Raw genomic sequence first — 17,967 nt, 5'->3', positions numbered from 1 at the left:
GCCGCCTCAGTTGCTGCCCTGCAGCAATTCCTGCCCCACCCGCATGCCGTCCTGCAGGGCAAGCACCGGCGTGGTAATGCGCGTCAACAGCACTTGGCGCACCGCTTCGCTGCTCCAGCCGCTGCTGCCCTCGCCGTGATGCACGGCCAGGATCAACAGGTCTGGGTGCTCCTTCAGGCAGACCTCGGCAATGGTCTCCACCGGCCGGGTCGACGTCTCGAGTCGGGTGCGAATTTCGTGATGGGAAGCCAGGCGGTCGCGCAACTCTTCGAGATAGCCGACGGCCACTCGCCGGTTGCACTCGACCACTTCCGAGTTGAGGGATTGCTCATGGGCCGTCAGCGGCCGGCGCCGCGGCATCAGGGGTTCGCTGACCAGGTGCAGAAGTTCGATCGTCATGCCGCCGTCGCGGTCCAGTGCGCTGGCCACATGCAGCGCCACCTCGGCCGGTTGCGAACCGTCGAGAGAGACCATGACGTGACGATACGGCTCGCCCGGTTCGGCCTCGTCGGCCTGCCCGCGAACGATCAGGTAGGGAATGCGGGTACTGGCCAGCACCTTGTGCACAGTCCCGCCGTACGGCAGCCCGGAAGCACCACCGGCGCCCCAGGCCGACAGCACCACGAGTCGAATATCATGATGCTCGATGAACTGCGCGACCGCGTCTGCCGGACGGCCGTCGAGCACCTCTACCTCGACCGTCGCCCCGGCCAGGCGCTCATCGGCAACCAGCTTCTGCAGGTAACGCTGTGCCTCGGCCTTGCGCAACCGCCAGTCCACGCAGCCCGCGCTGTGCTCTCCCTGGACATCCTTCGGCTCGGACAGCACGCGCAGCAGGAAAACCCGGCCCGAAAACGCCCGCGCCATTCGTCCGGCATGCATCAGCGCCTGCTCGGCGAATTCCGAACCGTCGAGTGGAACCAGGATGCGGGAGAAGGGCATGAGCATGCAGCGAACACCAGAATGTAGCGGACTTTCATACTACGCTTCGCCCCGCAGCCGCGTTTTGATACAGGTCAACGGCACGGGCATCGCGCCCGTGCCGTCTGCTGCCCGGAATTAAGCCGGAACTCACCCGCACTTGGAATAACCGCAGGAAAGGCAGGTCTGGCAGCCGTCGAGCAGGACCATGGCCTTGGTGTGGCATTTGTGGCACAGGGTGGCCGAGGACGGAAAGGAGGCTTCCGCCTCAGTCGCCGGATTCGTCATCGTTTTTTTTTCCGCGTCGGCCTGCTTCTGCTCGCGGGCTTCGGCTTCGGCGCGCTTCTGCTCGAGGATCAGCTGCTGCTGTTCGCTCAGCTCGTCGGGCTCGATCATGCCGATGCGCTTGAGGTGGTTCTCGACCACCGCACCGATATCGGCCACGATCGACGGCACGAAACGACCGCCGGGCTTGAAGTAGCCGCCCTTGGGGTCGAACACGGCCTGCAGTTCCTCGGCGAGGAAGACCACGTCGCCGCCCTTGCGGAACACGGCCGACATCACGCGCGTCAGGGCCACGATCCACTGGAAGTGGTCCATGTTCTTCGAGTTGATGAAGATCTCGAAGGGCCGGCGCTGCTCGTGCTCGGTGCCCTGGTTGAGAATGATGTCGTTGATGGTCACGTACAGGGCGTGATCATCGAGCGGCGTGCGAATCTTGTAGGTCGCGCCTTCGAGGCATTCCATGCCCTCCGGACGCTCGAGCTTCTCGTGCATCCGGATGATGTCGGCCTTCTCGCGACCGCCCTCTTTCCTGTCGCCAGCCTTCTGCTCTTCCTTCTGCTTGTCCTGGACTTCGTAGTCCACGATCTTCTTGTCGATCTTGATGGTCATTTCAATGCTCCCGCACTGCCTTTATATGTCGCTTTCCATTCTTTCCGAGGCGATGTGGCACAGTCACGGCGCCGCAGGCAAGGCTTTGCGGTTGCCGGGACCCCGGAGCGTACTTGCGAGTACGTGAGGAGGCCCGGTGACCGCGAAACGCAGCATGCGGTGTCGTGACGCAGCCACATCAGAATTTGCCGTAGTAGCCTTCTTTAAGGGCATCGAAAAGATTGGCTGCCGTGTGCACTTCGCCGTCGTATTCGACTTCCTCGTGGCCCTTGACCTCGACCTTCGAACCATCCTCGAGCTCGAACACGTAGGTGGTCGACTCCAGGTCCTTGTCGGTGACCAGCACGCCCTGGAAAGCCTGCGGGTTGAAGCGGAAGGTCGTGCAGCCCTTCAACCCCTGCTCCCAGGCGAACAGGTAGATGTCCTTGAAGTCCTCGTAGGGATAGTCGGTCGGAACATTGGCCGTCTTGGAAATCGACGAATCGATCCACTTCTGCGCGGCGGCCTGGATGCCGACATGCTCCTTCGGCGTGATCGATTCGGCCGTGACGAAGTAATCCGGCAACTGTTCCTCTTCCTCTTCGGAGTACGGCATGGCCGCCGGGTTGACCAGCGTGCGATAGGCGAGCAGCTCGTAGGAATAGACGCTGACCTTCTCCTTGCTCTTGCGGCCTTCCCGAATCACGTTGCGGTTGTAATGATGGGCGAAGCTCGGCTCGATGCCGTTGGACGCGTTGTTGGCCAGCGACAACGAGATGGTGCCCGTCGGCGCGATGGAGGTGTGATGCGTGAAGCGCGCACCGGTCTCGGCCAGCCGGTCGACCAGCTCGGGCGCAACCTCGGCCACCTTCTGCATGTAGCGGCTGTAGCGCGCGTGCAGGATGCGGCCGGGCAGCTTGTCGCCGGGCTTGTAGCCGTCGCGCTTCATCTCGGGACGCTTGCGCAGCATCTCCGGGGTGACCTCGAACTCGTCGCTCATGATCGGCGCCGGGCCCTTTTCATCGGCCAGTTCGGCGGCGGCTTCCCAGCCGGCAACCGCCATCTCGCGCGATACCCGCTCCGTGAACTCCAGCGACTCGGGCCGGCCGTATTGCTTGCGCAGCATGGTCAGCGCCGAACCCAGGCCCAGGAAACCCATGCCGTGGCGGCGCTTGTACATGATCTCGTTGCGCTGCTTCTCCAGCGGCAGGCCGTTGATCTCGACCACGTTGTCGAGCATGCGCGTGAAGATCTGCACCGTGCGGCGGTACTCGTCCCAGTTGAAGCGCGCGTTCTCGGTGAACGGCTCCTCGACGAAGCGCGTCAGGTTGACCGAGCCGAGCAGGCAGGCGCCGTAAGGCGGCAATGGCTGCTCGCCGCAGGGATTGGTCGCGCGGATGGTTTCGCACCACCAGTTGTTGTTGTCCTCGTTGATGCGGTCGACCAGCACGAAGCCCGGCTCGGCGTAGTCGTAGGTGGACGTCATGATCATGTTCCACAAGCGCTTGGCCGGCACCTTGCGGTAGATCTTGCAGGCCACCAGGCCTTCATCGTTGCTGACGTAGCCCTCGGTAGTCGGCCATTCGCGCCAGATCACCTTTTCGGGGTCGTTCAGGTCGATCTCCTCGGCCTCGCTGTCAAGCACCGGAAAGACCAGCGGCCAGTCAGCATCGTCGACCACAGCCTGGACGAAGTCGTCGGTGATCAGAAGCGAGCAATTGAACTGGCGCAGCACGCCATTCTCGCGCTTGGCGCGGATGAAGTCCATCACGTCCGGGTGCGAGACGTCGAAGGTCGCCATCTGCGCGCCGCGGCGGCCGCCGGCCGACGAGACGGTGAAACACATCTTGTCGTAGATGTCCATGAACGACATCGGCCCGGAAGTGTAGGCGCCCGCTCCCGAAACATAGGCGCCCTTGGGTCTCAGCGTGGAGAACTCGTAGCCGATGCCGCAACCGGCCTTCAGCGTCAGCCCGGCCTCGTGCACCTTGCCCAGGATCTCGTTCATCGAGTCGCGGATGGTGCCCGAGACGGTGCAGTTGATGGTCGAGGTCGCCGGCTTGTGCGCCAGCGCCCCTGCATTGGAAGTGATGCGCCCGGCGGGAATGGCCCCGCGCCGCAGCGCCCACAAAAATTCGCGATACCAGTGAGAGCGCTTGTCTTCGCCCTCTTCCACATCGGCCAGCGCACGCGCGACACGCTTGTAGGTGTCGTCGATGTCCTGGTCGATGATTTCCCCCGTTTTCGACTTGAGACGATACTTCTTGTCCCAGATGTCCAGCGACGCTTCCTGGAAATCGATTTCCGGAAGCGCAGCGGTCAAAGCTTCTGCCGAAACGCTCATGCCGCAACCTCTTGATTATTGTGTGCTAGTCCTGGTTATGCACAGGCTGTCCACCGCCTTGTTCACAACCCGTTGTGCCAAACCCAACGCCGGAACACAAGATATTGTGCCGACCCGACATACCTTACGCCCAAGCCGGGGGCGATTCAAGCCTTGTCGAAGCCCGGATCTCGAGCCGCAAAATCGGGCACGTCGAAGGGCCCGCAAGCGCGGGCATTCGCACCGTGAATCTGGATAAAAACGAAACCGGAGACACCCCGAACGGGGCCCGGCAGGATCTGAAACCTGCTACTCGGTTTCGGGCTTGAGGTCGCGTTCCATCAGCACCTGGACGCCCTTGCGGGCGCTCCAGCCGCGGAACAGGATACCGTGCACCTGTTCGGCGATCGGCATCTCGACGCCGGCCCGTTCGGCCAGGCGCATGACTTCCTCGGCGGTCTTGATGCCCTCGACCACCTGGCCGATCTCGGCCACGGCCTCGTCGACCGATCTACCCTGCCCCAGAGCCATGCCCAGGCGACGATTGCGGGACTGGTCGCCGGTGCAGGTCAGCACCAGGTCACCGATGCCGGCCAGGCCCATCAGCGTGTCGTCGTCGGCGCCGAGTGCGCGGCCGAGCCGGCGCATTTCGGCCAGGCCCCGGGTAATCAACGCGGCTCTTGCGTTGTGCCCCAGGCCGAGCCCGTCGGCCAGGCCGCAGGCGACAGCCAGTACGTTCTTGATGGCGCCGCCGAGTTCGGCCCCGACCAGGTCGGCGGTGTAGTAGGCACGGAAATTATTGCCGTGCAGAAGCTCCGCCCAGGCGTGCCCGAAGTCGGGCTCCGTGGCGGCCACCGTGACGGCCGTGGGCAGGGCATCGGCCACTTCGCGGGCAAACGAGGGGCCCGTGATCAGCGCCAGCGGAATCTCGGGGCCGACGCTCTCGCGCGCCACTTCGTGAAGCAGGCGCCCGGTGCCCGGCTCGAAGCCCTTGCTGGCCCAGGCCAGGCCGGTTTCGGCCGTGACAAAAGACGCCGCGCGATCCAGGGTTTCGCCGAAGGCGTGGCTGGGCGTGGCCACCAGAATGCGCTCGGCGCCGCTGCAGGCCGCCTCGAGATCACTGGTGACCGTCAGCGACTCGGGGAACGGGCTGTCGGGCAGGTAGCGCTGATTGACGCGATCACGTTCCATGGCCCGGGCCCGATCGGCATCGCGCGCCCACAGGCGCACGTTATGGCTCATGCGCGCCAGCTGCATGGCCAGCGCCGTGCCCCAGGAGCCGGCGCCGAGAACCGCGATTCGTCTGGTCACGCCCGAGCCGGCCTAGTCGTCGTCGCCGGCCGGCTGCTCGCCATTGCCCTGGCCCTGCTGCTGCTGGGCTTCTTCCAGGCGCTGGCGGAAGACGGCCTCGAAATTGACCGGCTGCAGCGGCGGCATGAAGAAACCACCGGCGCTGACCATCGAGCCGATCTGCGAACGGCAGTAGGGGAAAAGCACGTTCGGGCAAAGCACGTTGAGCACGTACGGAACCTGCTGCTCGCTGAAACCCGAGAGCTGGAAAAAGCCGGCGTACTGGACTTCGCACAGAAAGGCGGTCTTGTCGCCCTGCTTGGAGGTGACGGTGACCGACAGGGTGATGTGGTTGCGGCCCTCGCCCAGGTTTTCACTGCGCTGCGACAGGCTCATGTTCACCTCGGGCTCGCTGCCACCCTGGTCCAGTTCGAGCACGTTGGGCGCCTCGAAGGACGCATCCTTGAGGTAGACGTGCTGAACGGCCATCTGGGCTTCCTGTTCGTTGCCGGCCGCAGCCTGCTCGTTTTCTTCTGCCATGAGATTAACTTTCCTTTACAGTTTGCTGATTTAGTTGAAAATTTGATTGGGACGGTGACCTAGTCTTCCGTTTCCTTCACTTCGGACTTCCTGGCGCCCTTCGATTTCTTGCGACGCTTTCCCTTGCCTTCATCGGGCTTTCCGGCGCCCTTGTGGCGGGTGACGGGCTGGTGGTCGCTGATCCACTGCGTCAATCCGCCGCCGAGGACGTTGACGTTGGTGAATCCGAGCTTGACCAGGCGGTTGGCCATCTGCGGTGCCACCTGGTTGTTGCGGCAATAGACCAGAACCGGACGCTCCTTGAACTTGAGCAGCTGCTGGTTGCCGGCCTCGATGCGCGAGGGCGGCATGTGGAGGGCGCCCCGGATATGCCCCTTGGCATAGTCGGTACTGTTGGAAACGTCGAGCACCACCGGATCCTCGCGGTTGAGCAACTGGACGGCCTCGAGAGTGCCCAGCTCCTTCCACTTGCGAAACAGGCGGCTGATTTCATAACCGATGAGTGCGGCAATCGCCACGCCCAGCGCGCCGGTCAGCAGCGGGTGGTTACCCGTGAACTCGAGGAGTTGTTCCATGAAGTAAATCGGCTCGGGTCAAAGCCGCCCATTATCCTTGATCTGCCGCCTTCTTGCCAGCATCGCGCCATCGGCCTGTGGGATAATCAACGGATTCCCCAATCCGACACAAGTCAGGGCGAAAGAACCATGTCAAAACCGCGACCGCTGATGCTGCTGATTCTCGATGGCTGGGGGCAGCGCGAGGCTGCCGACGACAACGCCATTACCACCGGCCGCACCCCCAATTGGGACGCCCTGTGGGCGGACCGACCGCACACCCTGCTGGTCACCTCGGGTGAATCGGTGGGCCTGCCGGCCGGCCAGATGGGCAATTCCGAGGTCGGCCACATGAACCTCGGTGCCGGTCGAATCGTCTACCAGGAACTCACGCGCATCGGCAAGGCGATCGCCGACGGCAGCTTCACCCGCAATCCCGCACTACTCGGGGGCGTTGAGAAAGCCAAAGCGGCCGGCGGCTGTGTGCACATCATGGGCCTGCTGTCGCCCGGGGGCGTGCACAGCCACGAAGACCACCTCCTGGCCACCCTGGAACTGGCGCTGGCCCACGGCGCATCCGAAGTGGCCGTGCATGCCTTTCTCGACGGCCGCGACGTCGCCCCGCGCAGCGCCGCGGATTCGATCGATCGCCTGGAAGCCGCCGTGGCAAAGGACGACCGGGCGCGCATTGCCAGCGTCAGCGGCCGCTACTACGCGATGGACCGCGACCAGCGCTGGGAACGCACCGAACTGGCCTGGAACGCGATCGTCGAAGCCGAGGCCGAACACCGGGCCGACACCGCCAGGGCCGCGCTCGGAGACGCCTACGCTCGCAACGAGGACGACGAATTCGTCCGGCCGACGGTGATCGACGGCGGACGGAAGGTGGAAGACGGGGACGCCGTTCTGTTCATCAATTTCCGCGCCGACCGCGCCCGGCAACTGACCCGGGCCTTCGTGGAGCCGGGCTTCGACGGCTTCGAGTGCCGGCGCCCCGCCCTGTCGGCCATGGTGACCATGACGCACTATCTCGACGGCCTGCCCGTCGACATCGCTTTTGATCCGCAGCGATTCGATCACCTGTTCGGCGCCGAGCTGGCCGCCGCCGGTCTGCGCCAGCTGCGCATCGCCGAAACCGAGAAATACGCGCACGTGACCTACTTCTTCAACGGCGGCGAGGAGCAGGTGTTCGAAGGTGAAGATCGCAAGCTGATCCCTTCCCCCAGTGTGGCCACCTACGACCTGCAGCCGGAAATGAGCGCGCCCAAACTGACCAGGGAGCTTGTCGAGGCGATCGAAAGCGACGACTACGACGTCATCATTTGCAACGTCGCCAACCCGGACATGGTCGGCCACAGCGGCAAGTTCGAGGCGGCCGTCGAAGCCGTCGAAGCCGTCGATCACGTGCTGGGCGAGGTTCTTCCGGTGCTCGAACGCGCTGGCGGCGAGGCCCTGATCACGGCCGACCACGGCAACGTCGAACAGATGAGCGATCCCGAGACGGGCCAGCCCCATACCTCACACACCACCAATCCGGTGCCCCTGGTGTACTTCGGCCCGCGCGCCGTCCAGTTGACCGACGGTGGCAGCCTGCGCGATATCGCGCCGACGATGCTTGCGATGCTCGAGCTGCCGCATCCGTCCGAGATGACCGGCGAATCCCTCATCCGCCTGGATTGAGGCGCGTGAGTGCGGCTCGCTTAAGTGTGGCCGGCGCGATGGCGGTCGCACTGGTCGTCTCGCCGCTCGATCTCGCTTTCGGCCAGCAGGACCGTGAGGCCGTCGAGGCCGAACTGGAGGAAGTCCGCAGCGAGATCGAAGCGATCGAATCGCGCATCGACGAAAACCTGGGCGACCGCGACCGCCTGCTCCAGCAACTGGCCGAAAGCGAGCGCGCCGTCGGCCGCGCGAGGCGCGAACAGACCGAAACCGACCGCGCACTGACGCAGGTACGTTCCGAGATTTCCGAACTCGAGTCACGCCAGAAGACCCTCGAGGAACGGGTTGGCGAACGCGCCTCCGAACTGGCCCTGCAGCTGGTCGCCGCCTATCGCCAGGGAAGCCAGTCGCGGCTGAAGATGCTGCTCAACCAGGACGACCCCCGGCGACTGTCGAGGCGACTGGCCTATCACGGCTACCTGTCGAGAAACCGTATCGCCGCCATCGAGGAATTGCGCGAATCGGTCTCTGAGCTCGGAGACATCCGCGACGAGCTCTCAGCCGAAGCCGAGCAGCTTGCGCAGCTGCTGGCCGAGCGAAAGCAGAGTACCCGGCGCCTGGAATCGGCTGCCGAGGAACGTGAACAAGCGCTGGCGGCAATCGAGCAGCGCCTTGAGCGCGACCGCACGCAGCTCGCCGACCTCGAGCGCGACGCGGCCGAACTCTCCCGCCTGCTCGAACAGTTATCCGACGTGCTCGCCGACGTGCCGCCGGAAGTGGACATCCCTCCCTTCCCGGAACTGCGGGGCAAACTGGACATGCCGGTCGCCGGCCGGGTGATCGAGGGTTTCGGTGACCATCGCAGCGGAGAATTGCAGTGGAGCGGCTGGCTGATCGAAGCCGACACCGGCGATGACGTGAAAAGCATCGCCCACGGCCGTGTCGCCTACGCCGAGTGGCTCAGGGGTTACGGGCTGCTCATGATCATCGACCACGGCGACGAATTCATGAGCCTGTATGCCCACAACGAGGCCCTGATGCTCGACGTCGGTGACTGGGTGGCCCCCGGAGACGTGATCGCCCTGGCCGGGCGCTCCGGCGGCGTGGACGAACCGGCGGTTTACTTCGAACTGAGAAAGAGCGGCCAACCCGTAGATCCCGCCGGCTGGATCAGCCGCTAGGAACCGCTGAAAACTACTGCGCGTGCGGCTGACGGCGTCCGGCGGTACTCGGAATCCTCATGTATTCATACATACACTCCGGTTCCTCCGTTCCGGCGGCCACCGTCAGCCACCCGCTCGCTACGTTTTCAGCGGCTCCTAGACCAATTAGCCTGCAGGCGGATAGACGTAGCTAGTGCCGGGGCCCAGTGGGATGCCGAGCATCCAGTAGCCGACCAGGAAGACCGACCACACCAGCAGGAACACCACCGAGTAAGGCAGCATCATCGACACCAGGGTGCCGATGCCGGTGCCCTTGACGTAGCGCTGGCAGTAGACCACGACCAGCGGGAAGTACGGCATCAGCGGCGTGATGATGTTGGTCGAGGAATCACCCACGCGATAGGCGGCCTGGGTCAGTTCCGGCGAAAAGCCGACCTGCATCAGCATGGGCACGAAGATCGGCGCCAGCAGCGCCCACTTGGCCGAGGCCGAACCGACGAACAGGTTGACGAAGCCGACCAGGAGGATGATGCCGAACAAGGTGGCGCCACCCGGCAGGGCCAGCTCGCGCAGGAAGTTGCCGCCTTCGACGGCCAGCAGGACGCCCAGCCCGGAACGGCCGAACTCGGCCACGAACAGGGCGCAGAAAAAGGCCATGACGATGTAATAGGCCATCGAGCCCATGGTCTCCGACATGGCGTCGACCACGTCCTTGCTCTTCTTGAAGGCGCCCGTCATGAAACCATAGATCACGCCGGGTACCACGAAGAACACGAAGATCAACGGCACGATGGACTGCATGATCGGCGCAGAGAAATCCGTCAGCATGCCCGAATCCGGATCCCGGAAGGGCGAGGTCTCCGGAAGCAGCGACAGGATCAGCAGCACGAAGCCAATGGCCATGACGATGGTCGCCGCCCACATGGCGCGGGTTTCCTTCGCCTCGATGGGATGCATCTCCGGCATGTCGTCTTCGTCACCGTCGAGCGGCGTATTGGCCAGGCGCGGCTCGATCACGCGGTCGGTCAGCCACCAGCCGAGAGCGACGATGACCAGACAGGAAGCCGAGGTGAAGTACCAATTGATGAGCGGATGCAGATTCAGATTTGCATCGACGATCTGTGCGGCCGGCAGGGTAAAGCCCATCAGCAGCGGATCGAGCGCGGACGGCACGAAGTTGGCCGAGAAGCCGCCCGAGACGCCGGCGAAGGCTGCCGCGATGCCCGCAAGGGGATGTCGCCCGGCGGCGTAGAAGATGATGCCGCCGAGCGGGATCACGACCACGTAGCCGGCGTCGACCGCCGTGTGACTGACGATGGCGATGAGGATGAGCATCGGGGTGAGCAGAAGCTTGGGCGTGAACGCCAGCAGCTTCTTGAGCAAGGCATTGATATAGCCGCTCTGCTCGGCCACGCCCACGCCCAGCATGGCCACCAGCACCACACCCAGCGGCGCAAAGCCTGTAAAGGTATCGACCAGCGTGGTGAGGAAACTGACCAGCTGCTCGCCGGTCAGCAGGTTGTTGATGGCAATGGCATCGCCGGTGGAGGGATGCTGGGCTCCGAACTGGACCCCCGACAGCAGCCAGGACAGGATCCAGACCACCACCATCAGCAGCAGGAAGAGCATGGCCGGGTCGGGCAGCTTGTTGCCGACCACCTCGATGAAGTTCAGAGCGCGGTTGAGCCAGCCGCTCTCGTTGCCGGCGTCGCCGGCGGGTTGTTGCTCGGTGCTGTTCATGCCGATGGGTCCCCGTCGAGTCGTCGTTATGATTTAGTTTTTCTAAGCCGAAAGCGCGAAAAACACTACCACAACTGCCCTGCTCCGGCCACCGGGACCGGCTAGCGCTTGTCCCTCGGCCCGTGGACGGGCAGCGGAGTCACCTTCTCGCCGCTCTTGCTGTCGCGGATGACCGCCGTGCCCCGTTTTTTCACCTCCTCGACACGAATGACCGACTGCATCGGCAGGTGCAGCACCTCGACATCCTCGAATTCCTCACGCAGGCGCTCTTCGGTCGGATCGATGACCACGCTGTCGTCGGTTTCGAAGACCAGCTGTGAAATCTCGACGAAACCATAGGACAGATCGCTGCCCATAACCTTGCGGCAGAAGAGCTCGTAAACCTGTCCCTGGTTGAGAAAACTGACCTTGTAGAGCTTGGGCATAAGGAACCTGAATGCCTCCTAATCGTCCTGAAGGGTTAAGTCGACCAGGCCCGGGAACGGGCGAAGCGCAACGGCCAACATGACACCGGCGAGGAAGCCCGCAACATGCGCCCACCAGGCAACGGTGCCGTCCTGGGCACCGACAACGGTATAGATGAGTTGCAGTGTAAACCAGGACCCGATGACCAGGAGAGCGGGTACGCGCGCAAACTGGAGGTAGAGCCCCAGAGGCAGCCAGAGCCCCATCCGGCTGACCGGGAAGAGCCCGAGGTAGATGCCGATGATGGCCGACACGCCGCCACTGGCACCGATGACCGGAGAACTGGTATCACTCATCTGGAAGGCCAGAAACAGGTTGGCCAGCGCGCCGAGCAGCAGGAAGCTTGCAGCCAGGCCCCAGTGACCGATGGCGCGTTCGACCGTGATGCCGAACACCCACAGGTAAGCCAGATTACCCGCCAGGTGCAGCCAGTCGCCGTGGACGAACAGCGCGGTGATGATGGGCAGAAGCTCGCTACTGTTCCAGCTCGCAGGAAGCTGCTCGAGCGCCGCCAGCACATCGGACGGCACGAACCCCCAGACGCTCATCCATTCGCCGCTGGCCGCGCCCGGCATCCACTCGGTATAAATTCGCGCGGCCAGCATGACCAGGCTGATGACAGTCAACATCCACGGCCAGGCCAGCGGCCGCCGGCGCGAGCCCCGGGACTGCATCATCGCGGTTCGAGCAGGAAGCGATGCGAGCGAAAATCGACCACAGCGCCCTCGCGCCGGATATCGACAATTCGGGCGCCTTCGATTTCGTCGCCGGCAACATGGCGCTCACCGTTGATGAGCACGAATCGCTCTGCCTCGTCGGGAGAGTAAACGTGAATCGTCAGGCTCAAGTCCGGCAGTTCTCGACGCACGGACAGGGGCAATTCCCAGGCCCGGACGTACTCGGAAACGCCCTCGTTGAGTTCTTTGGCTTCGGTTCCGGATTCACTCGTTTCGGGTTCCGGGGCCGCTTCCGGCCCGGGTTGCCGGGCTTCCTCGGGCTCATCCCGGGATGGCTCGGTCCTTTCTCTGCTGCGCCTGCTCTCCGCTTCGGCCATTCGGCGCCTCAGCTCTTCCCTGGCATCCTCAGCGGATACCGGTTCGGTCTCGCGCTGACGCGATTGTTCCTGCACAACGTCTCGTTGCTGCGCGACCTGCTCCTGCTCGCTCGGCGGCACTCGCCGGCGACGACGGTCTCGCGTTTGATCGTCCGCAGCCTGTGACTTCTCAGAATCGGCGCCAGCGCTGGAATCGTTCGCCGCGTCCGCCTCCGGCTCTTCCGCGATTTCTTCGATCCGGGCCAACTGCTCTTCGTCGACAGCGACATCGTCTGTCGACCCGGTCTCCCCTGCCCGGTCTGAAGCGGGCTCGGCCCGCGGCGAGGCCGGCTCGCCGTCGGTAACACGGGCCTGCTGAGTGTCCCCGGATCCCAGCGGCAACCAGCCCGGCCGGACGAAGTAGACGCCCACGACCACGACCGCCAACAGCACCAGTGCCGCTGCCAGGCCGGGAAGCAGCCGACGCCGGCGGCGATTCGGCCGGGGCGGCTCGGGCGAGTTGAGCCCGGGTGCGCCGGACTGCTGACGGCGCGCATCGGACTTGCGCAGGGCATCGAGGATGAAAGACACGTTTTAAGCTCCGTCGTTTTCGGTCAGCAGCATCGGTGCGCTCTCGTGAGGCGCACGCAGGAACAGGCGCGTCGCCGGGCCGATGACGCCGTCCTCGTTGAGGCCGTGCCGTCGCTGGAAGCCGGCGATCCAGTCGCGGAACGCATCATCATAATTCGCGTCGATCGTGCCGGTCCAAGGTTCTGGAGCGGACTGCGTGGCCAGGCGCTTCATGCGCTGGACCATCGCACCCGAGTCGCCGCGTTTGAGAACCACGCCGTTATCGGGCCATGCCACGAGCACATCGCCTCGCCAGCGCCGCTCGAGCCGGGTTCGCGGCACCCGCCAGTCCTGACCGCCGTGTCGCAGAATCACGTCACTGCGATGGATTCCGGCCAGTAGCACGTGGGCATCGGGAGGCTGCGTGAGCCGGAGGACCAGCGGCAAGTCGATCTCCTCGACGAACGACAGGTTGCCGCGCAAGCGAAGGCAGACCACGCCTTCGATCGACTCGCCCGAACAGGCTTCGGCGACGTCTTCGGCATTCGTTCCGGGCCAGAGTGCGGCCACTTCCGTCCAGGCGCTGCTTGCAGAAGCGTCTTCGAGCATCGATTCCCAGGCGGGGTTGCCGCCCTCGGACGAGGCCGCTTGCGGCTGCAGCATCAGCCAGGACAGGGCACCCCCACTGGCGAGCACTGCCAGCAGGGCGAACGCCGCGATGCTGCCGCGAAGCCAGCCACCGTCCTTTTCTACTTCCTCACCGGCGACTTCTCGCGCCGCTGCCCGTACCAGCCCGGCGCCGATACGGTCTTCCTCCCGCGCGTAGCCGGCCATCAAGGCGCGATCGGCGATGATATTGACCAGGCGCGGGACGCCCTCGGACGTCAGGTAAACGGCACGCAAACCATCGGCGGTGAAAGGACAACGCTCGGCGCCGGCAATCTGCAGGCGGTGCCGGATGTAGGCTTCGGTCTCTTCTTCATTGAGCGGGTCGAGGTGGTAACGCGCCGTGATGCGCTGGGCGAGCTGGCGCAATTCAGGTCTGGCGAGCACCTCGCGCAGTTCCGGCTGGCCGATCAGGATGATCTGCAGCAGCTTGTCGGTGGCCGTCTCGAGGTTGGTCAGCAGGCGAATCTGCTCGAGCCCCTCGCGGCTCATGTTCTGGGCCTCGTCGATGATCAGGACCACCCGCTCACCCTCGGCATGACGCTCCAGAAGATAGCTGTTGAGCCGCTCCTGGAGCTGCTGGAGACTGCCGTCGGTGCCCTCGATGGAAATTTCCAGTTCGTGGCAGACCGCGCGCAGCAATTCGGCCGGGGACAGCATGGGGTTGAGGATCAGGGCGATGCGCGTGTTCTCGGGTACCTGCTCGAGCACCACTCGGCAGAGCGTGGTCTTGCCGGTTCCAACCTCGCCGGTCAGCTGGACAAAGCCGCCGCTACCGCCCTGCCCCACCCCGTAGAGGAGATGAGCAAGCGCGTCCCGATGGCGCTGGCTCAGATAGACAAAGCGCGGATTGGGCGTGATGGAGAACGGGCGTTCGGATAAACCGTAGAACGATTCGTACATTAGTGGGGCGTCCCGGAGGTCACGCGGTTAATCGATCAATCCGACAACGCCATTAGCGATGCGTTGCCGCCGATGGCTGCGGTGTTGTTGGTCAGCGTGCGTTCGGTGACGAAACGATACAGGTAGTGAGGGCCGCCGGCCTTGGGGCCCGTGCCGGATAGCCCTTCGCCGCCGAAGGGCTGGACGCCGACCACCGCGCCGGTCATGTTGCGGTTGACGTAGGCGTTTCCGACGTGCGCGCGGTGGGCGATGTGGCGGTAAATCCGGTCGATGCGGCTGTGCACACCCAGCGTCAGGCCGTAGCCGGTGCCATTGATCTTGTCGATGACCTGGTCGAGCTCGCTGGACTTGTAACGCACCACGTGCAGGATCGGACCGAACACTTCCCGCTCCAGCCGGTCGATGCTGTCGATCTCGTAGGCGCGCGGTGCGAACCAGTGGCCGGGCGGCAGATCTTCGCGCAAAGGCGTCTTGGCGATCAGCTTGGCTTCGCGGTCCATGCGCCCGGCATGCTCGTTGAGCATTTCCAGCTGGGCTTCGTCGATGACCGGGCCGATATCCGTCTCCAGCAGGCCGGGGTCGCCCACGGCGATCTCTTCCATGGCGCCGGCGAGCATCTTGAGCATGCGGTCGGCCACATCGGACTGGACGTAGAGCACGCGCAGGGCCGAGCAGCGCTGGCCGGCACTGAGAAAGGCTGAATGAATGACGTCGGCCACGACCTGCTCGGGCAGCGCGGAAGAATCCACCACCATGGCGTTCTGGCCACCGGTCTCGGCGATCAGGGTGGCGATCGGGCCCTCGCGCTCGGCCAGGGTGCGGTTGATGATGCGCGCCACCTCGGTCGATCCGGTAAACGCCACGCCGGCAATGCGCGGATCGCCGGTCAGGGCCGCGCCCACCTTGCCGTCGCCGGGCAGGCACTGAATCACGCCGTCGGGCACGCCGGCTTCGTGCATGAGCTGCACGGCACGCGACGCGATCAGGGGCGTTTGTTCGGCCGGCTTGGCCAGCACGGCGTTGCCAGCCACGAGCGCAGCCACGATCTGGCCGGTGAAGATCGCCAGCGGGAAGTTCCACGGGCTGATGCATACGAACACGCCCTTGCCGTGCATGCGCAGGGTGTTGGATTCGCCCGTCGGACCGGGCAGTTCGACCGGCTCGGCGAGCTCGTTCCTGGCCTGCATGGCGTAGTAGCGGCAGAAGTCGACCGCCTCGCGAACCTCGGCAATACCGTCGAGAAGGGATTTGCCGCCCTCGCGCGAGCAAATGGCCATCAGCTCGGCGCAGTGTTCTTCGTACAGATCGCCGATCCGATCGAGAATATCGGCGCGCTCGGCCGCCCCGCGCCCGTCCCAGGCCTGCTGCGCCGCCACGGCGGCCGCGACCGCATCGGGTACGGAATCCGGCGCGGTCCAGCGCACCTTGCCGGCGGGCAGGCCCGTGTCGGCCGGGGATTTCAGGCTGCCTTCTTCCTCGCTGCGGGCGGCCTTCCCGGTGGGGCCGGCCGACCATTCGTTCTTTTCGGCCTCTTCCATGCCCCGCTTGAGCCCGGAAAGCTCGGAATTCCGGCCCATGTTGATACCGCGGCTGTTGCGGCGCTCGCGGCCGTACAGGTCAGCCGGAAGCGGAATGCGTGGATGCGACATGCTCGAGTGCGACTGCACTTCGGCGATGGGATCGTCGACCACCTTCTCCGCCGGCAGCTTTTCGTCGACGATGCGGTTGACGAAAGAGGTATTGGCGCCGTTCTCCAGCAGCCGGCGCACCAGGTAGGGCAACAGGTCCTTGTGGTTGCCGACCGGCGCGTAAACCCTACACTGGCCGTTGAATCGGTCATTGTCGAGGACTTCCTCGTAGAGCTGCTGACCCATGCCGTGCAACCGCTGGTATTCGTACTCGCTGTTCGAACCGGCCAGTTCCGCGATCGTGGCAATGGTGTGCGCGTTGTGGGTGGCGAACTGGGGGTAGAAGCAGTCCGGCATCGACAACAGCTTGTCGGCGCAGGCGATATACGACAGGTCCGTGTTGGCCTTGCGCGTGAAGACCGGGTAGTCCTCGACACCCTCGATCTGTGCCAGTTTGATCTCGGTATCCCAGTAGGCGCCCTTGACCAGGCGGATGGGAATACGGTGGCCGGTCTCGCGTGCCTGTTCGGCGAGCCAGTCAATGGCGGCCCAGGCCCGCTTCTGATAGGCCTGCAGGGCCAGGCCGAAGCCATCCCAACCTTCCAGCTCCGGGGCCGCCAGCACGGCGGCGAACGCGTCGAAGGACGGGTCGAGGCGATCGGCTTCCTCGGCATCGACGGTCAATGCGATGCCGGCCTTGCGCGCCCGGCGTGCAAGTTCGAGCAGCCTCGGCACCAGCTCTTCCATCATCCGATGGTGCTGGGCGTGCTCGTAGCGTGGGTGCAGGGCTGACAGCTTGACCGAGATGCTCGGAAGCGCGAAGACGTTGTCGCCTTCGGTGGCCCGGCCGATGGCATCGATGGCAGCCGCATAAGAATCGAAATAGCGGCGTGCGTCGTCCGCGGTAAGCGCCGCCTCGCCCAGCATGTCGAAGGAGTAACGGAAGCGCTGGTTGGCTTTCTTCTTGGACCGTTCCATCGCCTCCTCGATGGTGCGCCCCATCACGTACTGATGGCCCATGATGCGCATCGCCTGGCGAATGGCAGTACGAACCACCGGCTCCCCCGACTTGTTGGCGATTTTCGACAACACCGTACCGATACTGCGCTTCTCCTTGTCCTTGACGCTGACCAGGCGGCCGGTCAGCATCAGGCCCCAGGTGCCGGCGTTGACGAACACCGAGGAGCTCTTGCCCAGGTGAGACTCCCAGTCGGCGTCGGAGAGCTTGTCGGAGATCAATTCTTCGGCCGTATCGTTGTCGGGAATCCGCAACAGGGCCTCGGCCAGGCACATCAGGATCACGCCCTCTTCCGAGGACAGATCGTATTCGCGCATGAACGCTTCCATGACACCGGCATCGCGACTGCGCTCGCGCACGCGCTTGACAAGATCGAGCGCGGCATCGCGTATGCCTTGCCGCTGGTCGTTGTCCAGCTGCACCTGCTCGAGCAGAAAGCGCACGTGCTCGGCCTCGTCTTTCTGCCAGGCATCGTCGAGTGCCTTGCGCAGCTCGTCCGGAGCAAATGGTTCGGTCGTGACGAAAGGATGGGAAGCTTGACTCATCGGGGCCTCTGTAGACGGGTTTTTCAGGCGTAGTTCAAGTGTAACCGAAGGCGGTCGAGGGCTGGTGTCAGCAGTC

The 17,967-nt window shown here is 64.4% G+C and carries 14 protein-coding genes; 2 read left to right on the top strand and 12 right to left on the bottom strand.

The window, feature by feature from the left end; genetic code table 11:
• Nucleotides 1–6: 6 nt before the first annotated feature.
• The 6 genes from ACDC66_RS04595 to ACDC66_RS04570 form a co-directional block, all read right to left on the bottom strand.
• Nucleotides 7–948 carry a universal stress protein gene (locus tag ACDC66_RS04595; RefSeq protein ID WP_376695494.1) on the bottom strand — a complete coding sequence of 314 codons (942 nt, stop codon included), beginning with the start codon at nt 946–948 and terminating at the stop codon, nt 7–9.
• A gap of 123 nt (nt 949–1,071) precedes the next feature.
• Nucleotides 1,072–1,815 (bottom strand): TSCPD domain-containing protein, encoded by a 744-nt coding sequence (locus ACDC66_RS04590; RefSeq protein ID WP_376695493.1) that lies wholly within the window; start codon nt 1,813–1,815, stop codon nt 1,072–1,074.
• A 178-nt stretch (nt 1,816–1,993) separates the two neighbouring features.
• Nucleotides 1,994–4,138, bottom strand: a complete 2,145-nt coding sequence (locus ACDC66_RS04585; RefSeq protein WP_376695492.1) for an adenosylcobalamin-dependent ribonucleoside-diphosphate reductase — start codon at nt 4,136–4,138, stop codon at nt 1,994–1,996.
• A gap of 288 nt (nt 4,139–4,426) precedes the next feature.
• Nucleotides 4,427–5,428, bottom strand: a complete 1,002-nt coding sequence (locus tag ACDC66_RS04580) for an NAD(P)H-dependent glycerol-3-phosphate dehydrogenase (RefSeq protein ID WP_376695491.1) — start codon at nt 5,426–5,428, stop codon at nt 4,427–4,429.
• Between the two features lie 12 nt (nt 5,429–5,440).
• Nucleotides 5,441–5,947 carry a protein-export chaperone SecB gene (gene secB, locus ACDC66_RS04575; protein WP_376695490.1) on the bottom strand — a complete coding sequence of 169 codons (507 nt, stop codon included), beginning with the start codon at nt 5,945–5,947 and terminating at the stop codon, nt 5,441–5,443.
• A 59-nt stretch (nt 5,948–6,006) separates the two neighbouring features.
• Entirely contained in the window at nt 6,007–6,522 is a 516-nt protein-coding gene (locus tag ACDC66_RS04570) for a rhodanese-like domain-containing protein (protein WP_376695489.1), read from the bottom strand.
• 129 nt (nt 6,523–6,651) lie between these two features.
• On the opposite strand from ACDC66_RS04570, the gene gpmI reads away from it, so the two are divergent.
• Nucleotides 6,652–8,181: a 2,3-bisphosphoglycerate-independent phosphoglycerate mutase gene (gpmI, locus tag ACDC66_RS04565; RefSeq protein ID WP_376695488.1), complete on the top strand. Its 1,530-nt coding sequence runs from the start codon at nt 6,652–6,654 to the stop codon at nt 8,179–8,181.
• A gap of 5 nt (nt 8,182–8,186) precedes the next feature.
• A complete protein-coding gene (locus ACDC66_RS04560; protein WP_376695487.1) occupies nt 8,187–9,341 on the top strand; it encodes a murein hydrolase activator EnvC family protein in 1,155 nt (384 codons plus the stop codon).
• Between the two features lie 147 nt (nt 9,342–9,488).
• Here ACDC66_RS04560 and ACDC66_RS04555 read toward each other — a convergent pair whose 3' ends face one another.
• From ACDC66_RS04555 to putA, 6 genes are all read right to left on the bottom strand, one after another.
• Nucleotides 9,489–11,063 carry an AbgT family transporter gene (locus ACDC66_RS04555; RefSeq protein ID WP_376695486.1) on the bottom strand — a complete coding sequence of 525 codons (1,575 nt, stop codon included), beginning with the start codon at nt 11,061–11,063 and terminating at the stop codon, nt 9,489–9,491.
• Nucleotides 11,064–11,164: 101 nt separating this feature from the next.
• Nucleotides 11,165–11,488: a DUF1820 family protein gene (locus ACDC66_RS04550; RefSeq protein WP_376695485.1), complete on the bottom strand. Its 324-nt coding sequence runs from the start codon at nt 11,486–11,488 to the stop codon at nt 11,165–11,167.
• An 18-nt stretch (nt 11,489–11,506) separates the two neighbouring features.
• A complete protein-coding gene (locus tag ACDC66_RS04545; protein ID WP_376695484.1) occupies nt 11,507–12,205 on the bottom strand; it encodes a rhomboid family intramembrane serine protease in 699 nt (232 codons plus the stop codon).
• Nucleotides 12,202–13,152: a general secretion pathway protein GspB gene (locus tag ACDC66_RS04540; protein WP_376695483.1), complete on the bottom strand. Its 951-nt coding sequence runs from the start codon at nt 13,150–13,152 to the stop codon at nt 12,202–12,204. Before ACDC66_RS04540 ends, ACDC66_RS04545 begins: the two co-directional genes overlap by 4 nt.
• Before the next feature lie 3 nt (nt 13,153–13,155).
• Nucleotides 13,156–14,700, bottom strand: coding sequence for an ExeA family protein (locus ACDC66_RS04535; RefSeq protein WP_376695482.1), 1,545 nt, complete (start codon nt 14,698–14,700; stop codon nt 13,156–13,158).
• Nucleotides 14,701–14,735: 35 nt separating this feature from the next.
• A complete protein-coding gene (gene putA, locus ACDC66_RS04530) occupies nt 14,736–17,891 on the bottom strand; it encodes a bifunctional proline dehydrogenase/L-glutamate gamma-semialdehyde dehydrogenase PutA (RefSeq protein WP_376695481.1) in 3,156 nt (1,051 codons plus the stop codon).
• Between the last annotated feature and the right edge of the window lie 76 nt (nt 17,892–17,967).

It is taken from the genome of Wenzhouxiangella psychrophila, assembly GCF_042310375.1.
Classification (GTDB): domain Bacteria; phylum Pseudomonadota; class Gammaproteobacteria; order Xanthomonadales; family Wenzhouxiangellaceae; genus Wenzhouxiangella.
Note: the sequence above shows the minus strand (reverse complement) of the source record. Positions and strands in the feature narration are given on the sequence as shown.

Excerpts from the sequence above, each read along its gene's own strand:
- putA (WP_376695481.1), bottom strand. The coding sequence starts at position 17,891 with ATGAGTCAAGCTTCCCATCCTTTCGTCACGACCGAACCATTTGCTCCG.
- ACDC66_RS04590 (WP_376695493.1), bottom strand. The coding sequence starts at position 1,815 with ATGACCATCAAGATCGACAAGAAGATCGTGGACTACGAAGTCCAGGAC.
- secB (WP_376695490.1), bottom strand. The coding sequence starts at position 5,947 with ATGGCAGAAGAAAACGAGCAGGCTGCGGCCGGCAACGAACAGGAAGCC.
- ACDC66_RS04585 (WP_376695492.1), bottom strand. The coding sequence starts at position 4,138 with ATGAGCGTTTCGGCAGAAGCTTTGACCGCTGCGCTTCCGGAAATCGAT.
- ACDC66_RS04535 (WP_376695482.1), bottom strand. The coding sequence starts at position 14,700 with ATGTACGAATCGTTCTACGGTTTATCCGAACGCCCGTTCTCCATCACG.
- ACDC66_RS04595 (WP_376695494.1), bottom strand. The coding sequence starts at position 948 with ATGCTCATGCCCTTCTCCCGCATCCTGGTTCCACTCGACGGTTCGGAA.
- ACDC66_RS04570 (WP_376695489.1), bottom strand. The coding sequence starts at position 6,522 with ATGGAACAACTCCTCGAGTTCACGGGTAACCACCCGCTGCTGACCGGC.
- ACDC66_RS04545 (WP_376695484.1), bottom strand. The coding sequence starts at position 12,205 with ATGATGCAGTCCCGGGGCTCGCGCCGGCGGCCGCTGGCCTGGCCGTGG.
- ACDC66_RS04550 (WP_376695485.1), bottom strand. The coding sequence starts at position 11,488 with ATGCCCAAGCTCTACAAGGTCAGTTTTCTCAACCAGGGACAGGTTTAC.
- gpmI (WP_376695488.1), top strand. The coding sequence starts at position 6,652 with ATGTCAAAACCGCGACCGCTGATGCTGCTGATTCTCGATGGCTGGGGG.
- ACDC66_RS04555 (WP_376695486.1), bottom strand. The coding sequence starts at position 11,063 with ATGAACAGCACCGAGCAACAACCCGCCGGCGACGCCGGCAACGAGAGC.